The following is a 22,607-nucleotide window of genomic DNA, read 5'->3' as shown; positions in this document are numbered from 1 at the left end:
CCAGTTAGAAATTCAATAAAAGACCTGTAATTTTTATTACGGTTTATAAGAGCAAATTTATGGTTACTAAAACACATAGCCTACATCGCCAGTTGATGGAGCTCTTCTTATCGACACCTAGTAACAGCACCAAAACTAAATGGAAATTGATGGAAAATAGCGCTAGCAAGGCTGCAAAGGTATTTTCGTTCATTCTTTTTGTTTCGCTATCAATAAGCGGGCTAGCTATGTCAAACAATGCGGTAGCGCAAGAGCCAGATGCTAAGCACATCAATAGTTATGTGCCCAACGCAAAACTGGTTGGTAAAGGCATGTTCTCTTACTACTTCTGGGATGTGTATACCGGTGAGCTTTATGCGCCTGATGGCGCTTACCAAAACCAGCCCCCCTTTGCACTCAAGTTAACGTACCAACGAGATCTTGAAGGTAAAAAAATTGCTCAACGCTCTATTGATGAAATGAAAAAGCAAGGGGACGTGTCTGCTGATGATTCAGATAAGTGGCTTTCATTAATGGAAGCTATCTTTCCCGACGTGAGCGAGGGCGACGTTATAACGGGTATTGCCACAAAAGAAGGCACAAGCGTGTTTTACGTTAACGGTGAAAAGGCTGATGAAATCGACGACAAGGCATTTACACAGCGTTTTTTTGACATCTGGTTAAGCGATAAAACGTCTGAGCCAAAATTTAGAAAAAAACTGCTGGGAAACGGGTGAAGGCGGCTATTTATTAGCGTCACCCCTGGCTATCTCATTTATCGAGTAGGATTATGAAAGTGATAAAAAAGACGATGAACTTTGTATTAGGATTAGGGATCGCTGCACTGACAGTTGCGGGGCTTTCAGGCTGTTCAGTTTCGGTAGAAGGTGAAGACTATAAGTCTGTCTCGCCAGCCTTCAATATTGAGCAATTTTTTGATGGAAATGTTAAGGCGTGGGGCATTGTTCAAAATCGCTCGGGCGAGGTGGTGCAAAGGTTCGTAGTAGACATCGATGGTTCAGTAGATGGCGATACGTTAACCCTTGATGAATCCTTTAATTACGGTGTAGGCGAGGGCCCAACGTCCCGTACTTGGACCATTGTAAAACAGAGCGATAATAGCTTTGTAGGACGAGCAAGTGACATTGAAGGACCTGCCAAAGGCACAAGCTATGGGAATGCGTTCAACTTCCACTACGAGATGGATTTGCCGGTGGATGATACTACTTACTCAGTAACCTTTGATGATTGGTTTTGGGCATTTGACGACAGCACCATGATGAACCGTTCGTACATTCGCAAGTTCGGCATTGTGATGGCAGAAGTCACTATTTTTATGCAAAAACAAACAGATTAATACGCTATTTTTTTACCTTACACTAAACGCTGACCAGTAGATTTACTGGTCAGCAACTCGCTGCTAGTCGACCCTCCATCTCTCATATATTTTCCTTTTCGTTTCATATTTGAAACTAATCGCCATTTACTTTCGCATAACCCGTGAGGTGGCATTTCGTTCCGTGCTAATGTAAGCGTTTAATTCGTTATTTTTCTTTGCTTAGGAGCGTTCATGAAAGTTGCATTGATGATGGAAAACAGTCAGGCGGCTAAGAATCCGGTAATATTAAATGAGCTCACAAGCGTGGCGGACTCACTGGGGCACGCTGTATTCAATGTGGGTATGGACAGCGAAACTGATCACCATCTTACCTATGTACACTTAGGTATAATGGGGGCCATTTTACTTAATTCGAAAGCTGTCGATTTCGTGATTTCAGGCTGTGGTACGGGTCAAGGAGCGATGATGTCTTTAAATGCTCACCCGGGCGTGTTTTGCGGTTATTGTATCGACCCTTCAGATGCGTTTTTGTTTAACCAGGTTAATAACGGTAATGCGTTAGCGTTACCTTTTGCAAAAGGCTTTGGATGGGGCGCTGAACTGAACGCGCGCTATATCTTTGAAAAAGCGCTAACGGGCGAGCGTGGCGCTGGCTATCCCGTTGAGCGTAAAGAGCCTCAAGTAAGAAACGCTGGTATTCTTGCAGATTTGAAGCGTGCGTTGGCGCCTGAGAGTTATGTTGATTCACTGAAAAAAATGGACGTTGAGCTGGTTAAAACAGCTGTGTGTGGCGAGCGTTTCCAGCAATGTCTGTTTGAGCATGGTCAAGATGAAGATATTAAAGCGTATGTGAAGTCGCTATTAGCGTAAGCGGCCGCCACACACTACAACGTTAAAAATATTGTTTTAAAAGACGCTGATGCTCTGAAAAAGACCTCAGCGTTTTTTGTTCGCAAACAAAAAGCGAGAATCTAGAACTTAACGCTTAAACGTAAACACCACGCCCAACCCGTGCCCCTTCACAAGCGGGTCGTGAACAAACCAAATGTGACCATCGTGTAGCTTCACAATAGCAGATACTAGTGACAAGCCCAACCCATTCCCTTTACTGGTTCTACTTCCGTCTGCCCGATAAAATCGGCGTTCTAGATTAACAATTTCATGTTCACCCACGCCAATTCCCGCATCGTTCACAGCAATCACGATATGACTCGCCGTGGTAGAGAGCTGTACGGTGACCACACTATTTTCATTAGAGTACTTTATGGCGTTGTCTAACACGTTAGCTACAGCTTGAAATAGCAGGTTAGGATCGGCAAGCATAGTAACTGCATCGAGCTCGCTCGATAGGGTAATGTCGCGCTCTTCTGCAAGGGGGTGATATAGGTCAACTACGTCTTCTACAATAGCGCGTACGTCAGTGGTACAAAAGCCTTCTTTTTTATTGGTGGTTTCAAGCCCACTTATGCGTAACAAGCTGTTAAACATATTAAGCAGGTTATCGGCTTCTTGTGTTGTATCTTCCCTTAGTTGATCGTCTTCGATTTTTTCTAACGTGTTGCGAAGTCTAGATAGGGGCGTTCGCAAGTCGTGTGCAATGCTATCGGTCACTGACTTAATATTGTTGACTGAGCTTTCGATAGTATCGAGCATTTGATTAAACACCAATGACAAACTGCTCAGATCGTCCCAATTACTGTCAATTTCTAAACGCTCTTGCAAGTTTCCCGTTTTGATAATCTTATCCGCCGTTTGCGACATGCGGTTAATTCGATTTACCACGTAAACGGCTATGGCAAAACTAAGGACACTCAGGGTACAAAGCAACACCACAATGATCCAGCTGAAAGTTTTACCAAACCACTGTGCACTATATAAATCGTCAATGCCACGACCCACGTAAAGCACATGGTCACCAAGGGTAACTTCTCTCATAAGGGCTTGACGTAATGTTTTTCTCACGGAGCTATTGGGTCGGGTGATAACTATCTCTGAGATGCTAAAACTGGCGCCTTCATGGCGCTCCAGCACAAGAGGGACAGAGGACAAATTGCCTGCCACTACCTCCTCACCTTTACTTAGCACAACAAATGAGCGCAGGTGGTCGGTTTCTGAAGCTATCGATTTGTCACCAAGATAAGACTGGCTATCGCTTTTCGCTATCGCCAACTTAACGGCATCAATGCCGAGGTTTTCGTAGAGGGTTATCAGTGCATTAGTTTTGGCATTGACCGCAGCATGAGACTCTGAAATAAACAGGTCGCTGCTGGTCAATCGCCAAAAATAAACAATTAAAACGATAGCAATACAAGCTAGGGTGGTGAGCAATACGCCTACGCGAAAACTAGAACTACGCGTAAAGTCGCGTATTGCTATCATGCAAGCCCATCCGCTATTCGATAACCTGTGCCTCGCACAGTCTCTATAAGCGGGACGTTAAACGCTTTATCCACTTTCTGACGCAAACGGCTAATATGAACATCAATCACATTAGTTTGGGGGTCGAAATGATAATTCCAAACTTGCTCAAGCAGCATACTTCGCGTCACAACTTTGCCTTTATGACGAAGCAAACATTCTAGTAATTGAAATTCCTTAGACTGTAAATCAATCTCTTGGTCACCACGCAGAACTTTGCGGTTGACCAAATCTAGCGTAAGGTCGCCGACTTTTATAAGCGTCTTGTCTTCGCCTTCTTTATTACGACCTGCAAGGCCTTCAACGCGGGCAAGCAGTTCTTCAAAGGCAAAAGGCTTTGTGAGATAGTCATTTGCCCCTGTACGCAGGCCTTTAACTTTATCTTCAACTTGGCTTTTTGCGCTTAACAACAAAACAGGCGTTGTATTTCCTTCTTCGCGAAGTTTTTCCAACACCGAAAAGCCGTCAAGCTCAGGAAGCATTACATCTAATATCACCGCATCTAAATCGTTATTTGATGCTTGGTGGTAGCCTGATGCTCCGTCACCTACAGTAATACATTCATGCCCTTCACCCAATAGTCCGTTTGCAATGTGCGAGGCAACCTTAGGATCATCTTCTACAAGTAGCACTTTCATTATTACGCTTCTTTTGTTCGTCAACATTCACACGCTTGATTGGCGTCGCTGTTACCGTTATGCGGTATTTAAAAATCAGCGCGCGAAGACAAGCAGTCGCAAAGCGGTATCGCTTTCACATGCTTTTACGAGAGTTAAGTAATGAACCGATCACTTTTAAGCATTTTGGCTCGGCTCACCTCTGTCAAAACGCATATTGGCGTTATAAGGCGTAAAGTGTTGAACATCGCCTCGCGTACATTTTTCCTGCACTTCATGCCAATACTCGGGGGTCATCAAATCGCCGTGAAGCGATTTAAGAATATCTTTGAACTTGCGTTTACCTACAATAAAGTGTTCAAACTGCTCTGGAAATACATCATTAGGGGCTACCGATAAGGTATCAATTGCATAAGGATCATCCGATTTGGGTAGGGCCCTGAAGTTGCGCTCATTCATTAGACAAATTTCATCGTAATCGTAAAAAATCACGCGGCCGTGTCGCGTAATGCCGAAGTTCTTATGCAGCATGTCGCCAGGAAATATATTCGCCATGGCAATTTGTTTAATGCAAAGTCCAAGTTCATCAAGAGCGCGCGTAATTTTCTCTTCGTCGGTTTCTTCCTGTAAGTATAAGTTGAGGGGCGTCATCTTCCGCTCAATATACATGTGTTTAATGATGAGTTCTGATTCCGTGAATTCTAGGCTTGATGCACACGTCTCTTTAAGTTCGTCAACCAAATCAGGCTCAATTCTATCAAGCGGAAATCTGAAATTTACGTATTCGTGGGTATCAGCCATTCGGCCAACACGGTCCGACATTTTTACGAGTTTGTAGCATTCTTTAACGTGCTCACGGGTGATTTTTTTACTCTCTGCGAACTCGTCTTTAATTATCTTAAACACCACACCATAAGAGGGCAGGTGGAAAACCATCATTACCAGGCCGCGAATGCCCGGGGCAGCCTCAAATTTGTCGTCCGACTCGTCCACGTGCTGCAAGAAGTTGCGATAAAACACAGTTTTACCGTGTTTGTAGTGCCCCATGGCCATATACAGTTCGAAGTGTTTCTTATTTGGAAGAAGCTCTTGAAGGAAGGCGGCAACTTCCGCAGGGTTTTGGGTATCAGCCATAAAGTAGCTGCGCGCAAATCCGAAAATAACGCTTAGGTCTTTGCGATCAGTCAGCAGTGCGTCCACAAACATGTGAGGCTCGTTGTATCTGCGCATAGCGATGACAAACGGCAGCGTTTCATCGGGCATGCAAATACGCCCAATCAAATAAGCGGCTTTGCCTCTAAAAAAGGTGGGTTTGAGAATTTCCACAGCTTGAACACTGGCTAATTGCTCCTTATTCAAGCGAGCACGAAGCGCGTTTTCAAGGTTTTGCAGATCCCTTTCAAAGTTTTCAAACGGAATATTGTATCGATATATTTTAAAAATCGACTCGTACATTTCACGTACTGTGGTGGTGGTATCAAAGCTGTTAATCACTTTGTGTCGGTCTTGCCCAGGCAAGAAGCAGCGACTGGGCAGAACAAACATCATGTCGTTATCGATTTTTCTGTGCTTAAACAAGCGGCCAATTACAGAGTTGTAGAACGTTTCGGCTAGCTCAAACTGTGGATGGCCCTCTAGTTGCAAAGCAAACACTTTCTTAAGCTCTTGCCAAAATACGTCGTCTTTTTGGTGTACCTGAGTTAGCTGATAAATTTCGGCAACGGCGTCTGACAGGCTCTGCTCATAAATGGTTATTCGCTCTTTAGAAGCTAGCTGGGTTTCTTTCCAATTCCCTTTCTCAAACCTTTCTTGAGCGCCACGTGTGATGCGCGTGAACCAGCGGTAACTTTTATCGAAATGAGAAAGAATTTGGTAGGCGACTTTTCTCACCAAACTCTTATCTTGACTAGCAGCGAACTCTTGCATGGCCGTGGGATCCTTATTCTGTTACCCGCTATATCTACCACAAAATAAATTGCTTGAAGAGTGGAGATTGGTACAAATAGCGATTAAGTTACCAATAATCAGCCACTTTTTTGTTTTCTTATACTTTTGTTTAATGTATTCTGTTGACGGATTAATAACCAATTATAAGTTTGTATTTGATGGGTTTTAATATTCTTATTTGTGATGACTCGGCGTTAGCACGCAAGATGGCAAGAAGCAATTTGCCGGACGGTTTTGCTGAAACTATTTATGAAGTGTCAAATGGTATGGACGCTTTAGAAGTATTAGCACATCACACAGTAGATTTGGTTTTACTGGATCTGACCATGCCTGTTTTGGATGGTATCAGTGTATTAAGTGAAATAAAACGCCGTCAACTTGAAACGTTTGTTATCGTCGTTTCTGGTGATATTCAGCCTATGATGCAAGAGAAAGTGATGTCATTAGGCGCATTAGGCTTTATTGAAAAGCCGATAAAACGAGACGTGTTGAAGTCAGTTTTGCAGCGCTTTGGTTTTATTCTTCCCGTCACCTCCAAGGCAGCTATTGCGGTTTAATTACTATGAATGCATTTGAAAGGGCGAACGAAAGTTCGCCCTTTTTTATTGCGCAATTATTTATCTTAATTCTTGTTCTATATTCTGACTCTTGTTCTAGATAGCCAATACCTGAGTGCTAATTAGTCTTTATTAACTCCCAAACTCCCCACAAAAGGGGTCTGTTCAACTAAGTACTCATTGCTTGTGGTAGAGCAGTTAGTTAAACCAGTGGCGAGTTCTATTCGCGAACCAAACAAGCGATAGCATGACCGGTACCTCAACAAGTACGCCTACAACGGTAGCGAGCGCTGCACCGCTGTGAAGCCCGAACAGAGAAATGGCAACTGCAACTGCGAGTTCAAAAAAGTTCGACGTGCCAATCATACATGCAGGTGCCGCAACGTTATGCGGCAGTCTCAAACGTTTTGCTGCGAAATAGGCGATGGCAAAAATACCATAAGTCTGAATAAGCAGCGGAATAGCAATCAGCACGATATCTTGCGGCTGCGCTAAAATGGTTTCGGCCTGAAGGCCAAATAATATAATAATAGTTAGCAACAAGCCGATGACTGAAAATGGTTTGAACTTACTAACTAACGCATCAACAGCGCCATTGGTTGTACCTGTTTTCTGCACCTTGTTATTCTTGGTTTCCAATTGACGACGCGTGAAATAACCCGCTACCAATGGCAATACAACATACAGTGCTACGGAAAGCAGCAGGGTGTCCCAGGGAACTGCAATATCTGTTACGCCTAGTAACATGGCGGTAAGCGGTGCAAATGCAACTACCATAATAAGATCGTTTATAGAAACTTGTACTAGCGTGTAGTTAGCATCGCCCTTGGTAAGGTGACTCCACACGAAAACCATGGCTGTACAAGGTGCAACACCCAGTAAGATCATGCCTGCAATGTATTCGGTTGCAGTTTGTGGGTCTACCCAGTCGGCAAAAATACCCTTAAAGAATAGCCAACCCAATAGCGCCATAGTAAAGGGTTTGATAAGCCAGTTAACCACAAGTGTCAGTATAAGGCCCTTTGGTTTTTTCCCCACGTCTTTAATCGACGCAAAGTCTATTTGTACCATCATTGGGTAAATCATTAGCCAAATAAGTACCGCTACTACTAGGTTTACATGTGCATATTCCAATGCAGCAATCGAGGCAAATACGCCTGGCATTGTATAGCCCAAGCCCACTCCAGCAACTATGCAAAGACCTACCCACACTGATAAATAACGTTCAAAGAATCCCATTTTTCTTCGCCCTATATGGATTTTTGATTAACACGCTTACTTACTTCTTCTGCGCTTTCAACGCGCTCAGAATAGCGATCAACTAAAAAGTCTTTGTTGTCACGGGTAAGCAAAGTAAATTTCACTAGCTCTTCAACTACATCCACAATGCGGTTGTAGTATGGCGAGGGTTTCATGCGACCCTCATCGTCAAATTCAAGAAACGCTTTTGCAACAGAAGACTGGTTAGGGATGGTTAACATGCGCATCCAGCGGCCTAAAATGCGCATTTGGTTTACCGCATTAAACGACTGTGAACCGCCAGAAACCTGCATTATAGCCAATGTTTTACCTTGAGTTGGGCGTACGCCGCCAAGACTAAGCGGTACCCAGTCAATCATGCTTTTCATGATGCCTGTCATGCTGCCGTGACGCTCTGGTGAACACCAAATTTGTCCTTCAGACCATATCATAAGCTCACGCAGTTCCTTCACTTTTGGATGTGAGTCATCTGCAGTATCGGGTTGTGGCAATCCACGAGGGTCAAAGATTTTGGCTTCTGCACCAAAATACTCAAGTAATCTTGCCGACTCTTCAATGACCAAACGGCTATAAGAGCGTTCTCTAAGCGACCCGTAAAGTAACAAAATGCGAGGCTTATGCGCGGAAAACTTCGAGGCAAAATTGGCCATAATGGGCTTGTGCATTTGCTCCATAACCGCGTTAGTTGACGGGCTTTGTACCGTTGAGCTTTCTTGGCTGCTTGATATATCTTGGTTCATTGAATTACTGTTACCCATTACTGGGCTCCTAACTTTGATAGCGCCTCTTTAAGCGCTGCTTTATCTAAGTTTTTCTCAGCAAGTTCTGCTAAAGCTACTACACGCTTTTCAATAATATCGATGGTGTTGTTGAATGCCTTGGCCTTCTCTTGTTCGCTACCTTCTAACTTAGACGGGTCTTCTAAGCCCCAGTGCACTTTAAGTGACTTGCCGAAATAAACAGGGCATGACTCGCCCGCCGCTGAATCACAAACCGTCACTACAAGATCAGCATCGTAATTTTCAAATTCATCCCACGACTGGCTTTGAAGGCCGTCTGTACTGAACCCGCGCTCTGCAAGGTACTTAAGAGAAAGAGGGTGTACTTCTCCTACAGGTTGGCTGCCAGCACTACGTGCTTCAACATTGCCGTTCGAGGCGTTGGTGATGGCCTCGCAAAGAATGCTGCGGCAACGGTTGTGCGTACAAATGTATAAAATCTTCATATAAAACCTTGGTTGGATGATTGATGCTACGTGGTGTAGTCAACAAAAAACGACTAGCTAATAACTAAATGGGTGGCGCAATATCAGGTTTGCGATACACACTGATGTAACGCTTAATACTGCGGCGCTAGCAATTCGCGCACGACAGGTTCGCTAAGGCCTTTGAAATATATTCATCGTTATGAATAGCGGTACTTTTAATGACTTCCAGTGCCCAAGCAGGTAAATCGGGGTGAAGTTGGTAGTACACCCATTTACCTTTGCGAGTATCCAATACTAATCCGCACTTTCTTAAATCGGCCAGATGACGAGAGATCTTTGGCTGGCTTAGTTCAAGCGCTTCAGTAAGATCGCATACGCATAGCTCACCTTTAACACTAAGTATCAGCAGTGTCTTTAAGCGGGTGTCTTCCGACAGGCATTTGAAAAACGTTAAAGGCTGTAGCAGCGAAGAAACAGAGCAAATCGACATAAGATACATCACATATGAAATTTCGTATGTGACACATCGTATATGAAATTCCGTATGTGTCAATAACGAATCTGAAATTCCATATGTGTTTGATATAAATGAGAGGGTTTTAACCTCCCACTAATTACGGTAGCCCAGAGATTTAGTGGTTTTCGGGAGCGGCAGCCTCGAACGACATCGCTACTTGTTTACCATTTACCTGGTTGTAGTGGGTGATTACTTCGCTCATGAAGGCGTACCAAGTAGGGTTCGGATGCCAAATCGCCATAAGGTCTTTTTTGGCGGTTAATTCATTTTCACCAAGTACGTTAATTCTGTATAGATACGTAAAAGCAGCACCACGCCAATTTAGTTTACAGTGCGTGAGTACCTTGTCTTCATTCTCATTCACGCTTTGCATAAATGCGGCATAATTTAAAAAGTTAGCTAGGGTAGGGCCTTCCCAATCAACAGGCACATTAAAGTAGTCGAGGCCTAATTCTGAGGTAGTTAAAATTTCGCTGGATCGATCTCCGGGGATCAAATCTATCACGTGCGTCACCCCTTTCTCTTTTAGCAAAGAGAGATGGGATGAATCAGGCAAACCTGAAGAGAACATATATGGCGCGTTTTCTTGGAAATTGGTGAGTGTTGCAAGTGTGGGCTTGGTATTCATTTGCGTTTGGTCACTGGTTTGCGGTGTTGAATTGTCTTCATGATATGCGTTTGCACATGCACTTAAACCTAGCACTAAGCTGATACATGCCGCACAAACTGCGAGACCACGCTTAGACGTTTGGAATGATAATGTCTCTTTTAATATTTTAAGTGCTGCTGATTGGGGCTTTTTCATAATTTAGCGCTCGATGTTGACACTGGTTAATGGTGGCGTTGTTGCCATTTGTTACGTTACACATTTGATTGCTTGTTGTCCAAACGGCAATGTCACCACTATGTAAACAGGCCCTAACCGTGGCATAGATAACAACTACAGAATTGAATTTTTTATATCACCATTAAGTTTAATTATTCACTGCCTTAGGTTTTAAAGAAGGCGTCCTATACCAGTGCGCACAGATGACTTTGGTTTGTATTTACAGCTCAGCCAGATTGAAAAAGGAACGCCTATAAGAGCAGGTAGAACCCAACTGACAAGTTGCAGTGACGGCGAGCCTTCAAATAATGCGCGTCCTCCAAAGGCAAAAAATGCGGTATACGCACCAATACCAGAGCCGATGATATGCCCGATGTGCTCAGTTACCCACGCACCTGCAACGATGTCTTTTTGATAAACATAGCGCACAATACCAATGGCATTTAACAGCGCGATAGGGGCAAAGATGCAAGTTAGCGTAATGCCGTACGTAATACCCTGATACAACGCAATGGAAGCAACGACAAAAAGCAGTGCGGGGAGCCATAAATATTCAATAGTGCGCAGCTGATTAAGGTTTTGCTTCACTATAAGCACCGCTACAGAATGCCTTACGTTGTTCCACACCAACAGGCTTAACATCAGCAAAAAGAGATATTGTCCTCTAAGGTATGCAGTGAAATAAGCAACAGACTCAAAGTGCTCGGGCATTGCCGGGTAGATGACTAGCGGAATAAACAACACCATTGTAGAGCTGATAACGCCACTAATAGACGTAAATAGCATCGCTTTTATATAGTAACCACCAAATTGCTTGTGGGCTTTTCCGCCCTTTCTCGTAAGACTAGGCACCCAAAACAGTAAAAGTGACAGTGCACCCGTTAAAATATGAAGCGTTACTATAAAGCCATGAATTGTTTGCATCTTGCTTTCCTTTGGCAATGATCAAAATTGTAGGCTTATAGTGATAACTTCACGAGATTGACAACAGTGCCAGAAGTCATGAAATAAAAAGTGACTTATGGCCTATGCATTGAACCGTGTTTTTTGTCAAAGTAGCGCTATAAGAACGAAAAGATACAGGTATTCAAAAACGAATGAAAATCTCAATCCCTGCTCACTGGCGGGTGAGCATCGACATTGAGCGCGCATCTGCATGCATTACGTGGATGTTTGTAAGCGGCTCTGCACTTTACTTCCTGTATCATCAATACTCATTCCTGCATTGGCGAACCCTCTCCGCCATTGCTATTTTTTGTATGCTAGCTGTGACTTTTGTGATCGTCAGTAGGCATGACCACAGTATGCCTTCGTTAAGACTGCCAATGTTATGGGCGATGTTTCTATTAGCGGTGCTGTGCCAATTTTTGCTTCCCTATGCCTACCTTGCCATCTTCATTGTTATTTGGTCCGCGATTCTTCCTTACTATGTTAATTGGAAAAAGTGCGTCGTGCTTTCATTACCGTTGGCTTTGCCAACCATCCTCATTCAAGGGTGGGTGTGGCAAGAGCAGCAAGCTGTCTTAACCGGCGCGCTTTTTTGGACATTCAATTTATTTGCCATGATCATGTCAAACACGGCCATTAAAGAATCGAAAGCGCGTGAAGAAGCCGATGCGCTCAATAGACAATTATTAAGTACTCAGCAACTAATGAAGCAGGCGCTTACTCAAGATGAACGCCTGCGTATAGCGCGAAACATTCACGATGTTTTAGGGCATCATTTGACGGCGCTTACCATCAACCTTCAAGTCGCGTCGAGAAAGGCGGATTTATTAGAGAGCACTGAATCGCAAACTATAAAGCGACACGTTGAGCAGTCCCACAGTATCGCAAAGCTTTTACTCTCTGATGTCAGAGAAGCGATTTCTGATATTCGGGAAAATGCGGCTATCGATTTTTCACTAGCGGTGAACGCTCTGATTAAAGATTTGCCTAGGCCAATGGTAAATCTGCACATTGACGATGATTTAATGTTAACCAACGTGCGAATTGCCGACTGCCTGTTGCGAAGTATGCAAGAGGCGCTAACTAACGTGATTCGCCATACACAGGCGCATTATTTTTCCATATCACTGACGCAACACAACGGCGCTTATGACCTACTAATGCAAGACAGTATGGTGCCGCATGCTGCTGATAAGACACTAAGTGGCGAACAGCCAAGTAGCATACTGCTTTTCGACAAAGCACCATGTGGCTATTCAGAAGATGCTTATTCAGAAGGCGTTCAAAAGAAAGTAGGACCAAGCGAATCGGACACTTCAAGTCTTGTGGTGGCTGGCAATGGCCTTAAAGGAATGCAGGAACGGGTTCATGAGCTAAATGGAACTATCAGCTGGCATCAAACCGAACAGGGTTTTTGCATCGCAATTCACATTCCGGAGGGCGAATGAAAACACGCCTTATTTTAGTTGAAGATCAAATGCTGGTGAGGGAAGGCATCAAATCGCTTTTAGGGCTTGATGATAGCGTTGAGGTTGTTGGCGAATACGAAAATGGTCAGCAGCTCATTGACAGTGAAAACGGTTCAAACTGCGATGTGATATTGATGGACATACGCATGCCCAAATTATCGGGTATCGATACTTTACTTGCGCTGAGAGATAAGGGGATTAAAACCCCGGTGTTAATGCTTACTACGTTTGACGATCACGAGCTGGTAAACGGTGCTATGCGCGCCGGAGCAAAAGGCTATCTACTTAAAGATGTGTCGCTAGAAACCCTAGTAGACACTATTACACAAATAAAAAATGGCAAAACGTTAATTCAGCCCGCGGTGACCGAAAAAGTGTTACAAGGCTTGAAAGGACTGAACGTAGAATTTGAGTCGTTTGAAAATCCAGAGCCTCTTACTGAGAAAGAAGTCGAAATTCTCCGTTTGATCGCTGCGGGTTACAGTAATAAAGAAATTGCGGATGCAATGTTCAAATCAACAGGCACCATTAAGAACCAAGTTTCTTCAGTCATGGCTAAGCTTGGTGTACGAGATAGAACGAGGGCAGTGCTCAAGGCGTTAGAGCAGGGGATATTGTGATCAACAAAAGGAGAAGCAGAGCTTCTCCTAACGTGTTTAGAGCTAAGGCTTAAACTATTTATTCATATGCACAACAGAGCGTATGCTTTCACCTTTATGCATTAAATCAAACGCGTTGTTGATGTCATCAAGTCCCATGGTGTGAGTAATAAATTCTTGAAGCCCGAATTCCCCGTTTAGGTATTGCTCTACAATTCCTGGTAGTTCTGAGCGACCTTTAACGCCACCAAATGCTGTACCGCGCCATACACGACCAGTCACTAACTGGAAAGGACGCGTTGATATTTCCTGACCGGCGCCAGCAACACCAATAATGACTGATTCGCCCCAGCCTTTATGGCAGCATTCAAGCGCAGAGCGCATAACGTTCACGTTACCAATACACTCAAACGAGTAGTCAACGCCACCGTCTGTCATTTCAACAATTACTTCCTGAATAGGCTTGTCGAAATTCTGAGGGTTTACCACGTCAGTTGCACCAAGCTGTTTTGCTAGGTCAAACTTACTTTCATTAATATCAATACCAATAATGCGACCGGCGCCAGCCATGCGTGCACCGATAATAGCGGATAAACCAATACCGCCTAAGCCAAAGATAGCAACCGTGTCGCCCTCTTGTACTTTCGCGGTTTTAAGTACTGCGCCCATACCGGTGGTTACGCCACAGCCAAGCAAGCATACTTCTTCTAATGGGGCGGTTTTGTTAACTTTCGCTAGCGAGATTTCGGGCAAAACTGTGTACTCAGAAAATGTTGAGCAGCCCATGTAATGATAAATTGGCTCACCATCTTTTGAGAAGCGGCTTGTGCCGTCTGGCATTAGGCCTTTACCTTGGGTTGCACGTACCGCTTGGCAAAGGTTGGTTTTGCCCGATGTGCAAAACTTACACTCGCCACATTCTGCGGTGTAAAGTGGAATAACGTGATCGCCAACTTCTACGCTGGTCACGCCTTCACCCACCATTTCAACAATACCGCCACCTTCGTGACCTAAAATTGAAGGGAATACGCCTTCTGGATCTTCACCTGATAATGTAAATGCGTCAGTGTGGCACACACCAGTTGCAACAATGCGTACAAGCACTTCGCCCTTTTTAGGAAGCTCTACATCAACTTCTTCCATCTTTAACGGCTCACCTGGGCCCCAAGCCACCGCAGCTTTTGATTTAATGTGGGTTTGACCTTCCTGCAATGAATCTTTGAATGACGCCATGTAATGACTCCTTAACCATAAATAAATGATGATGTTTTATAGGCCAAAGTATAGGAGACGGATTACTATTGATAAATACAGTTTTAGTAAATCACTTTTTCATATTTGTAATAATTGGCTTGGCGAAATAGAATTTATGTAGTGAAAAAAGTTTTATATTGAATGAGCTCAAATTTGTGAGTAGCAATAATGAAGTATTTAGAAGGTATAGCTGAGTTTTGTGCAGTGGCAGACGTGGGAAATTTTACCGGTGCTGCAAATAAGCTCGATACATCAGTAGCGCAAATAAGCCGAAAAGTCTCGTCACTAGAGAAGCATCTTGGCGTTAAATTATTGCAACGCACAACGCGAAGCGTATCGCTTACTGAAGCGGGAACTCAGTACTTTCAGCAGGCATTGCCTGCCTTAAAAGCCCTTGAAGATGCACAGCTATCTGTTAGCGCACTCCAAGCATCGCCGCAAGGCTTGATCAAACTCACTGCGCCGGTGGCGTTTGGCGAAGCATTCATCGCGCCATTGCTCAATACCTTTATGCAAAAGTACGCTGGCATTAGTGTGCAGTGTACGTTCTCAAATGAAAAACTCGATATTGTTGAGCTTGGTCTCGATCTCGCTATTCGTATTGGCAAATTAGAAGACTCGACACTGGTTGCTAAAAAGTTGGCTACACGTCATTTGTTTGTATGCGGAAGTAGGGATTATTTTAAAGAACAAGGTCAGCCCAAAAGTATTGAAGCGTTAAAAGAGCACTCGCTGCTGGTGGGGTCACAACCATATTGGCGTTTACTTATCGATAATAAAATTCAATCGATTCCTGTACAGGGGAGAGTACGGTATAACAGCGGGAATGCCCTATGCAGCGCCGCGGTTGCTGGCTTGGGTATTGCACAACTCCCCGGATTTTACGTGCGTAAAGCGTTGGCGTCCGGTCAGCTAATAGAGATTTTTCCTGAGTATAAAGATAAACAAGAGGCTATCTGGGCTGTCTTTCCTTCAAACCGCAATGTTGCGCCTAAAATTAGGCTACTTGTTGATTTCTTGGCTCAACATATAGTTTCAGATAGCTAAAGTGCATCCGCAAAAATAGTGATCGAAATGAAGAACCTGTGCCTAACCAATCTGTAATAAACGTGATTAGCAGGTGATGAAGTGCACAATGATGAGGGAAAAATTCACGTACGCGGCGCCCGTGTACACAACTTAAAAAATATCAGTATCGATATACCGCGAAATGAAGTGGTGGTGTTTACCGGTGTATCTGGCTCAGGAAAATCTTCTTTGGCTTTCGGTACGCTTTACGCAGAAGCTCAGCACCGCTATTTAGATTCAATATCACCTTATGCCAGACGGTTAATTGACCAGGTGGAGAAACCTGACGTAGACGCGATTGACGGCTTACCGCCTGCTGTGGGCCTACACCAGCGCCGTGGCGCACCTCCAGTTCGTTCTTCCGTTGGCAGCATCACCACGCTATCTAATAGTCTGCGAATGCTTTATTCCCGGGCCGGGGATTATCCCAAAGAGCAGAGCATTGTCTACGCAGACGGGTTTTCTCCTAATACACCTGAAGGTGCATGTGAACACTGTGACGGTATTGGAAAAGTTTTTGACACACAAGCTCATCGCCTTGTACCTGACGACAGCCTCACCATACGTGAGGGCGCCGTGGCAGCTTGGCCTGGTGCGTGGCAGGGCAAAAACCTAGTAAGGGTACTGTTATCGCTAGATATCGATGTTGATATTCCATGGAGTGAACTGCCTCAAAAAACGCGTGACTGGATCTTATACACCGACGAAATGCCTCAGGTACCCGTATATCGAAACTATAACCTAGCGCAAACCCGTAAAGCACAACAAGAGGGCGAACCTGCCAGCTACAATGGCAAGTTTATCAGCGCGCGACGTCATGTGCTCGATACCTTCAAAACGTCTCAAAAAGAGAAAATGAAGCAGCGAATTGCTCCCTTTATATCTGTTGAAGCATGTCCGGTTTGCCGTGGAAAAAAGCTTAAGCAAAATGCGCTGGCAGTGAAAATTGATGGCTTAGATATTATTGAATTTTCAAGGCTGCCACTGCAGCAAGTTCACGAAAAGCTTCAGGCGTTAAGAAAGTCAGTGAACGGCGATACTTCAGAGCGTGGTCAGGTGATACGCAATATTACTGGCGACATTATCGAAAGAGTGAAGCCCATAATAGCGCTTGGGCTTCATTACCTTTCGTTAGATAGAAGTACAACAAGTATCTCAGTAGGCGAACTACAGCGATTGCGTCTGGCGACCCAGCTTAAATCGAATTTATTTGGCGTTGTCTTTGTTATGGATGAACCCTCATCAGGTCTTCACCCTCGTGACGTAGAAGGGCTTATTCGCGCGCTTCACAATATCACCGAAACGGGAAATTCACTGCTCGTTGTCGAGCACAACCCTTACGTCATTAAAGGTGCTAACTGGGTTGTAGATGTAGGACCGAGAGCGGGAGTGAACGGAGGTGAGCTTGTCTATAGTGGGCCGGTTAAAGAACTGGCAAGCACAAAAAACTCTTTAACAGCAGACTATGTTTTTAACAATAAAGCACTGAGCCAGCGTATCAGACGTAAATCATCAGGTGTATTGCGTTTAAAAGACGTGTCCAGAAATAATGTCAGCTATGTTGATATTGATATTCCACTAGGTGTGATGACCTGTGTCACAGGCGTTTCCGGCTCTGGAAAGTCGAGTTTAATTAGCCAAGCATTAGTTGAGTTAGTCAAAGATGGTTTAAACTCTGCTGAGAAAGAAGGGATGCGAGCTAATGAAACGAGAGAAACGAGAGAAACGGAGGAACTGCTTACTGACGCCAATTCGCTTCTTGCTAACGACACCTTCTCACATAAAAATGAACCGCGACAAGGCCGTATTGAAAGCGGACTTGAAGAGTTAAGTCGTATGGTTGTGGTAGATCAGTCTCCCATCGGCAGGACACCCCGTTCAACTTTGGCAACCTATACCGGCATATTTGACCAAATCAGAAGTTTATTTGCTTCAACCGAAGAAGCAAAATCCCGTGGTTACGATGCGGGTCATTTCTCGTTTAACGTTGCAAAAGGGCGGTGCTCACATTGTGAAGGCTTGGGTGTGGTATCGGTAGAACTATTGTTTATGCCGAGTGTTTATTCCCCCTGTACCGTTTGTAACGGTCAGCGTTTTAACGATAACGTACTGGAAGTTGGTTACAACGAGCATTCTATCGCTGATGTACTATCGCTTACGGTTGAAGAAGCACTATCTGTATTTAGTGGTAATCAAGTTATTAGGCGGGGACTTAAAACGCTAATGAACGTAGGGCTTGGCTATCTGACCCTTGGTCAAAGTGCCACTGAATTATCAGGCGGGGAGGCGCAGCGCATTAAATTAGCGTCAGAACTTAAACGTGCTCAAAATGCTAATACCCTATACGTGCTTGATGAACCTACAACAGGTTTACATCTTTCAGACACTGCATTACTTATGCAGCATTTAAGCACGTTAGTTGAAGCGGGGAATACGGTGGTGATGGTCGAGCACAATATGCAGGTGGCTGGGGCTTGCGACCACATTATTGATATGGGGCCAGGCGCTGGTAATGAGGGAGGAGAAATAGTTGCTGAAGGTAGACCAGAGGAGGTTGCTAAAGTCCAGCAAAGTGCAACAGCCCCATTTTTGAAGGCGAGTTTGGCTTAACGAAAGGTTTTGATTGAGTGAGTTCCGTTTGAATGATCTCAGAGATAAGTCGTTGTTTAAAGCTACTTGAGTACTAGTAAGCCAGCAAATAAACAGCTTGAATTCGTATTTGTACCTTAAAAAGAAATATTAATTAAAGAGTGTTGCACTTTTTGCAATACAGTGTGGTGAAAACTGCGGTTGACATATAGACGTCTATACGGCAAATTGCTTGTATGAAAAAGATTCTACTTATTGGCACCACCATTATGTCGATTACCACCTTAAATAGGGCGGTCGCTGACTAGTGCAAGTAAGCAAAAGACAACGAAAGCCCGCCTAACATAGAGCGGGCTTTTTTTTACATACGTTTTAGCATGCGTAACCTTAAGGAGCAGCATATGAAAGTCTTAAAGTTTGGGGGTTCTTCTCTGGCCGATGCACCGCGATATATGCGCGTTATGGAGATTAGCACGGCAACCCACCAAACCGACGGTGCTGCGGTTGTACTCTCTGCCCCAAAGGGGGTAACGAACGCGCTTTCACTTCTTTGTGAACAAGCAGCCGCGGGTGAAGATTTCCAACCATTATTCAATAAGTTGAACGATACGGTTACCGGCATCGCCAACAACCTAAACGAAGAACTCGACGGGTTTGCACATGCAAGCGTAGTAGACTTCATCAATAGCCACCTATCAGTACTAAAACAGCACCTCGAAGGCATTAAGCTGCTTGGTGTAGCACCGGACAATATTGCAGCCGGTATTCTAAGTATTGGCGAGTACATTTCGGTAACGCTTTTTAGCGCTATGCTATCTGCCAAAGGTATTGCTAACCGCGTAATCGACCCGGTTAAATATGTACTTGCCGAAGGCGACTACTTAGATAGCATCGCCGATGTATCGCTAAGTAAAGCGCGCTTTTCAGATGTACCTACTGACGGCAGTGAATTTCTTATCATGCCAGGATTTGTGGCGGCTAACGAAGCAGGTGAGAAAGTCACACTTGGGCGAAACGGATCAGACTACTCAGCGGCCATTCTAGCGGCGTGTATCGATGCAAACTGCTGTGAAATTTGGACTGACGTAGACGGTGTATATAATGCTGACCCTAACCAAGTGGAAGGGGCGGTACTGCTAGATAAGCTGACTTATCAAGAAGCAATGGAGCTGTCTTATTTCGGTGCCAAGGTGCTTCACCCAAAAACTATCGGCCCTATTGCGCAGCATCACATTCCTTGTTTAATCAGAAACACATTAAACCCAGCTGCGCCAGGTACGCTAATCAGCAATGAAAAAAGCGAAGTGTGGACGTCGGTTAAGGGTATTTCACAGCTTGATAACGTCACCATGTTTAACGTTGCAGGGCCAGGCCTTAAAGGTATGGTGGGCATGGCAAGCCGTGTATTTGAAGTTATGTCGAATGCTAATATTTCGATAAGCCTTATTACCCAGTCTTCGTCAGAATACTCAATCAGTTTTTGTATTCAAAGCAAAGACGCTAGCCGTGCCCTAACACTACTTGAAGATGCCTTCGCGCTAGAGCTACAAAATCAATTGCTTGACCCTATCGAAGTGCGTCATGACCTGGCCATTGTTACTTTGGTGGGCGACGGTATGCGTCAAACCAAAGGGCTGGCAGCGCGTTTCTTTAACTCGCTTGCCCAAGCGCGAGTAAACAACGTAGCTATTGCTCAGGGCTCTTCAGAGCGCTCTATTTCAACGGTAATTGAAAGCAAGCGTGCTAAGAAAGCGGTAAAGGTTATTCACCAGAATTTTTTCTCTGACCGCCATACCATCGACGTATTCCTAGTAGGGTGTGGCAATGTGGGAACCGAACTGCTAGGTCAAATTGAAAAACAACAGCCGGCTTTGCTAAAACGCAATGTACAGCTGAGAGTTTATGGCATTGCGAATAGCCGGAAACTGCTGTTAAACAGTCAAGGTATTGATTTAAGCGGTGACTGGAAAGCGGCACTTGAATCGGCAAGCGAAGGATTAAGCGTAGAGCGCCTGCATCAGTTCGCTAACGACAATAGCCTGGTAAACCCGGTGATTGTTGACTGTACTAGTCACGAAGCGATTGCAGAGCAATATGTAGATATGATGGAAAGCGGTTTTCACGTAGTAACGCCAAATAAAAAGGCGAATACGAGCGCTATGTCTTACTACCGCAAGCTTCGCAAAACCGCGCAATCTACAAACCGCCAGTACCTTTATGAAACTACCGTGGGCGCAGGGCTACCGGTTATCGACAACTTACAAAAGCTATTTAGTGCCGGCGACACGTTACACCGTTTTGAAGGAATTTTATCGGGCAGTTTGTCTTATGTATTTGGCAAGCTTGAAGAGGGCATGAGCCTGTCACAAGCAACACAAACAGCCAAAGACAACGGTTTTACAGAGCCAGACCCACGCGACGATTTAAGCGGCATGGACGTAGCACGTAAGCTTCTTATTATGGCCCGTGAAGCTGACTTAGCGTTAGAGCTATCTGACATTGAAATTGAGTCTGTGCTGCCAGCGGGCTTTGCTGAAGATTGTTCAATTGACGAATTTATGCAGCAGCTACCAGAGCTAGATGCATCGTTTTGCGACAAGGTTGAAGCAGCTAAAGCAGAAGGTAAAGTGCTTCGTTATATTGGCAGCATTGAAGACGGAAAATGCAAAGTAAGTATTCAGGCTGTTCCGGCGAGTAACCCGCTTTCACAGGTAAAAGATGGTGAAAACGCGTTGGCCATTAACAGCGACTACTACAGCCCAATCCCTTATGTAATCAGAGGATACGGAGCTGGTGGTACGGTTACGGCTGCAGGGGTGTTTGCTGATATTCTGCGTACTATGCCATGGAAGCAAATGGCGCACTAACTGCTACTAACTGCTAAACAGCGCTTAGTATACTTAGCGTAATGGATAAGTGGCTAAAGTAAGATATTCGAAGGTGTGACTTAGGTCAGTAATGTTACGGCGTTGATTTATGGCGCTAATTTGAAGAGCTAATGTTAAGAGCACGCCACAAGCGAAGTAAGAGAAATAATATGAAAGCACTCAAGGCCTTTGCGCCGGCATCAATAGGAAATGTGAGCTTAGGCTTTGACGTACTGGGCGCAGCGCTTGCGCCCGTTGATGGCACTAAGCTAGGTGATGAAGTTGAAGTAAAGGCGGCTGAATCATTTTCACTAGAAACGGTGGGGCGCTTTGCCCATAAACTCCCAGGTGATGCAGACAGTAATATTGTAACTAAGTGCTATCACTATTTCTGTGAGCAAATGGAAAAGGCTGGAAAAACAACGTCGCCTGTAGCGCTAACGCTTCATAAAAATCTTCCAATAGGCAGCGGGTTGGGTTCAAGCGCCAGTTCTATTGTGGCAGCGTTTGCAGCGCTAAATGCTTACTTCGACACCCCGTTCGATGAAGATACTTTGCTTATAATGATGGGTGAGCTTGAAGGGCAAATAAGCGGTAGTATTCACTATGATAATGTAGCCCCTTGTTATTTAGGTGGTATGACGTTAATGACAGGTAGCGATGCGCCGGTCACGCTGTCTTTGCCTTTAAACGACGAATGGTACTATGTCGTTTGTTATTCAGGCATTAGCGTATCGACGGCGGCGGCTCGCAATATCTTACCTAAGCAAGTAGATATGGCGACAGCGCTCACGTTTGGGCGACAGCTAGGTGTGTTTGTACATGGCTTACATGTAGGTAACTTTGATTTGGCAGCGTCTGTAATGAATGATGTCATAGCCGAACCTTACAGAAAATCGCTACTGCCTGGCTTTGATGACGCTCGTGCGTTTAGTGAGCAAGCGGGCGCCCTCGCTTTTGGTATTTCTGGCTCGGGACCAACGGTGTTTGCCGTGTGTCCAAGTAAAGCGCAGGCGGAAAAAGTCGCCGTCTATTTAACAGAGAACTACATTCAAAATGAAGATGGCTTTAGCCATGTGTGCCAAATACCGAGCCAAGGAACCATTGTTTCTTAAGGTACATAGCTTTCTAAGGTACATGGTTTCT

Annotated in this window: 20 protein-coding genes; 10 read left to right on the top strand and 10 right to left on the bottom strand. The window is 44.6% G+C overall.

Annotated elements, in window-relative coordinates:
• Positions 1-59 precede the first annotated feature (59 nt).
• The 3 genes from BGK61_RS06025 (at position 60) to BGK61_RS06015 (ending at position 2,188) form a co-directional block, all read left to right on the top strand.
• Positions 60-716, top strand: coding sequence for a chalcone isomerase family protein (locus BGK61_RS06025; protein ID WP_076011671.1), 657 nt, complete (start codon positions 60-62; stop codon positions 714-716).
• Positions 717-775: 59 nt separating this feature from the next.
• Complete coding sequence (locus tag BGK61_RS06020) at positions 776-1,336, top strand: DUF3833 domain-containing protein (RefSeq protein ID WP_044557046.1); 561 nt, start codon at positions 776-778, stop codon at positions 1,334-1,336.
• 213 nt (positions 1,337-1,549) lie between these two features.
• Positions 1,550-2,188, top strand: coding sequence for an RpiB/LacA/LacB family sugar-phosphate isomerase (locus tag BGK61_RS06015; RefSeq protein WP_076011670.1), 639 nt, complete (start codon positions 1,550-1,552; stop codon positions 2,186-2,188).
• A gap of 108 nt (positions 2,189-2,296) precedes the next feature.
• Here BGK61_RS06015 and BGK61_RS06010 read toward each other — a convergent pair whose 3' ends face one another.
• From BGK61_RS06010 to aceK, 3 genes are all read right to left on the bottom strand, one after another.
• Positions 2,297-3,697 carry a sensor histidine kinase gene (locus BGK61_RS06010; protein WP_076011669.1) on the bottom strand — a complete coding sequence of 467 codons (1,401 nt, stop codon included), beginning with the start codon at positions 3,695-3,697 and terminating at the stop codon, positions 2,297-2,299.
• A complete protein-coding gene (locus BGK61_RS06005; protein ID WP_014999339.1) occupies positions 3,694-4,374 on the bottom strand; it encodes a response regulator transcription factor in 681 nt (226 codons plus the stop codon). Before BGK61_RS06005 ends, BGK61_RS06010 begins: the two co-directional genes overlap by 4 nt.
• Positions 4,375-4,530: 156 nt before the next feature.
• Positions 4,531-6,279, bottom strand: coding sequence for a bifunctional isocitrate dehydrogenase kinase/phosphatase (aceK, locus tag BGK61_RS06000; protein WP_076011668.1), 1,749 nt, complete (start codon positions 6,277-6,279; stop codon positions 4,531-4,533).
• A gap of 179 nt (positions 6,280-6,458) precedes the next feature.
• Between aceK and BGK61_RS05995 the strand changes: the two genes are divergently transcribed.
• Complete coding sequence (locus tag BGK61_RS05995) at positions 6,459-6,857, top strand: response regulator (RefSeq protein ID WP_014999337.1); 399 nt, start codon at positions 6,459-6,461, stop codon at positions 6,855-6,857.
• 198 nt (positions 6,858-7,055) lie between these two features.
• Here the strand turns inward: BGK61_RS05995 and arsB are convergent, their stop codons facing one another.
• The 6 genes from arsB to BGK61_RS05965 all read right to left on the bottom strand — a co-directional run bounded on the left by arsB (position 7,056) and on the right by BGK61_RS05965 (position 11,591).
• A complete protein-coding gene (arsB, locus tag BGK61_RS05990; RefSeq protein WP_076011667.1) occupies positions 7,056-8,096 on the bottom strand; it encodes an ACR3 family arsenite efflux transporter in 1,041 nt (346 codons plus the stop codon).
• A gap of 11 nt (positions 8,097-8,107) precedes the next feature.
• The gene (gene arsH, locus BGK61_RS05985) at positions 8,108-8,875 is read right to left on the bottom strand and encodes an arsenical resistance protein ArsH (protein WP_083648675.1); all 768 of its coding nucleotides are present in this window, start codon (positions 8,873-8,875) and stop codon (positions 8,108-8,110) included.
• Positions 8,875-9,342: an arsenate reductase ArsC gene (locus tag BGK61_RS05980; protein ID WP_076011666.1), complete on the bottom strand. Its 468-nt coding sequence runs from the start codon at positions 9,340-9,342 to the stop codon at positions 8,875-8,877. Before BGK61_RS05980 ends, arsH begins: the two co-directional genes overlap by 1 nt.
• Before the next feature lie 127 nt (positions 9,343-9,469).
• Positions 9,470-9,823 carry a metalloregulator ArsR/SmtB family transcription factor gene (locus BGK61_RS05975; protein ID WP_411454517.1) on the bottom strand — a complete coding sequence of 118 codons (354 nt, stop codon included), beginning with the start codon at positions 9,821-9,823 and terminating at the stop codon, positions 9,470-9,472.
• Positions 9,824-9,956: 133 nt separating this feature from the next.
• Entirely contained in the window at positions 9,957-10,646 is a 690-nt protein-coding gene (locus BGK61_RS05970; RefSeq protein ID WP_076011665.1) for a protein-tyrosine phosphatase family protein, read from the bottom strand.
• A 192-nt stretch (positions 10,647-10,838) separates the two neighbouring features.
• Positions 10,839-11,591: a hypothetical protein gene (locus BGK61_RS05965; RefSeq protein WP_076011664.1), complete on the bottom strand. Its 753-nt coding sequence runs from the start codon at positions 11,589-11,591 to the stop codon at positions 10,839-10,841.
• 173 nt (positions 11,592-11,764) lie between these two features.
• On the opposite strand from BGK61_RS05965, the gene BGK61_RS05960 reads away from it, so the two are divergent.
• Positions 11,765-13,063, top strand: coding sequence for a sensor histidine kinase (locus BGK61_RS05960; protein WP_076011663.1), 1,299 nt, complete (start codon positions 11,765-11,767; stop codon positions 13,061-13,063).
• Positions 13,060-13,704 carry a response regulator gene (locus BGK61_RS05955; RefSeq protein WP_076011662.1) on the top strand — a complete coding sequence of 215 codons (645 nt, stop codon included), beginning with the start codon at positions 13,060-13,062 and terminating at the stop codon, positions 13,702-13,704. Before BGK61_RS05960 ends, BGK61_RS05955 begins: the two co-directional genes overlap by 4 nt.
• Positions 13,705-13,758: 54 nt before the next feature.
• On the opposite strand, the gene BGK61_RS05950 is transcribed toward BGK61_RS05955, so the two are convergent.
• A complete protein-coding gene (locus tag BGK61_RS05950; protein WP_076011661.1) occupies positions 13,759-14,916 on the bottom strand; it encodes an S-(hydroxymethyl)glutathione dehydrogenase/class III alcohol dehydrogenase in 1,158 nt (385 codons plus the stop codon).
• 189 nt (positions 14,917-15,105) lie between these two features.
• On the opposite strand from BGK61_RS05950, the gene BGK61_RS05945 reads away from it, so the two are divergent.
• The 4 genes from BGK61_RS05945 to thrB all read left to right on the top strand — a co-directional run bounded on the left by BGK61_RS05945 (position 15,106) and on the right by thrB (position 22,576).
• Positions 15,106-15,984 (top strand): LysR substrate-binding domain-containing protein, encoded by an 879-nt coding sequence (locus BGK61_RS05945; RefSeq protein ID WP_014999326.1) that lies wholly within the window; start codon positions 15,106-15,108, stop codon positions 15,982-15,984.
• A gap of 81 nt (positions 15,985-16,065) precedes the next feature.
• Complete coding sequence (locus tag BGK61_RS05940) at positions 16,066-18,615, top strand: excinuclease ABC subunit UvrA (protein WP_076026030.1); 2,550 nt, start codon at positions 16,066-16,068, stop codon at positions 18,613-18,615.
• A gap of 380 nt (positions 18,616-18,995) precedes the next feature.
• Positions 18,996-21,461 (top strand): bifunctional aspartate kinase/homoserine dehydrogenase I, encoded by a 2,466-nt coding sequence (gene thrA / locus BGK61_RS05935; protein ID WP_014999324.1) that lies wholly within the window; start codon positions 18,996-18,998, stop codon positions 21,459-21,461.
• A gap of 170 nt (positions 21,462-21,631) precedes the next feature.
• Positions 21,632-22,576 carry a homoserine kinase gene (gene thrB, locus BGK61_RS05930; protein ID WP_076012605.1) on the top strand — a complete coding sequence of 315 codons (945 nt, stop codon included), beginning with the start codon at positions 21,632-21,634 and terminating at the stop codon, positions 22,574-22,576.
• The last annotated feature ends 31 nt before the right edge of the window (positions 22,577-22,607 follow it).

Origin of the sequence: Alteromonas abrolhosensis (assembly GCF_001953635.1) — a bacterium.
Classification (GTDB): Bacteria; Pseudomonadota; Gammaproteobacteria; order Enterobacterales; family Alteromonadaceae; genus Alteromonas; species Alteromonas abrolhosensis.
This window is presented reverse-complemented; position numbering and strand designations above follow the sequence as displayed.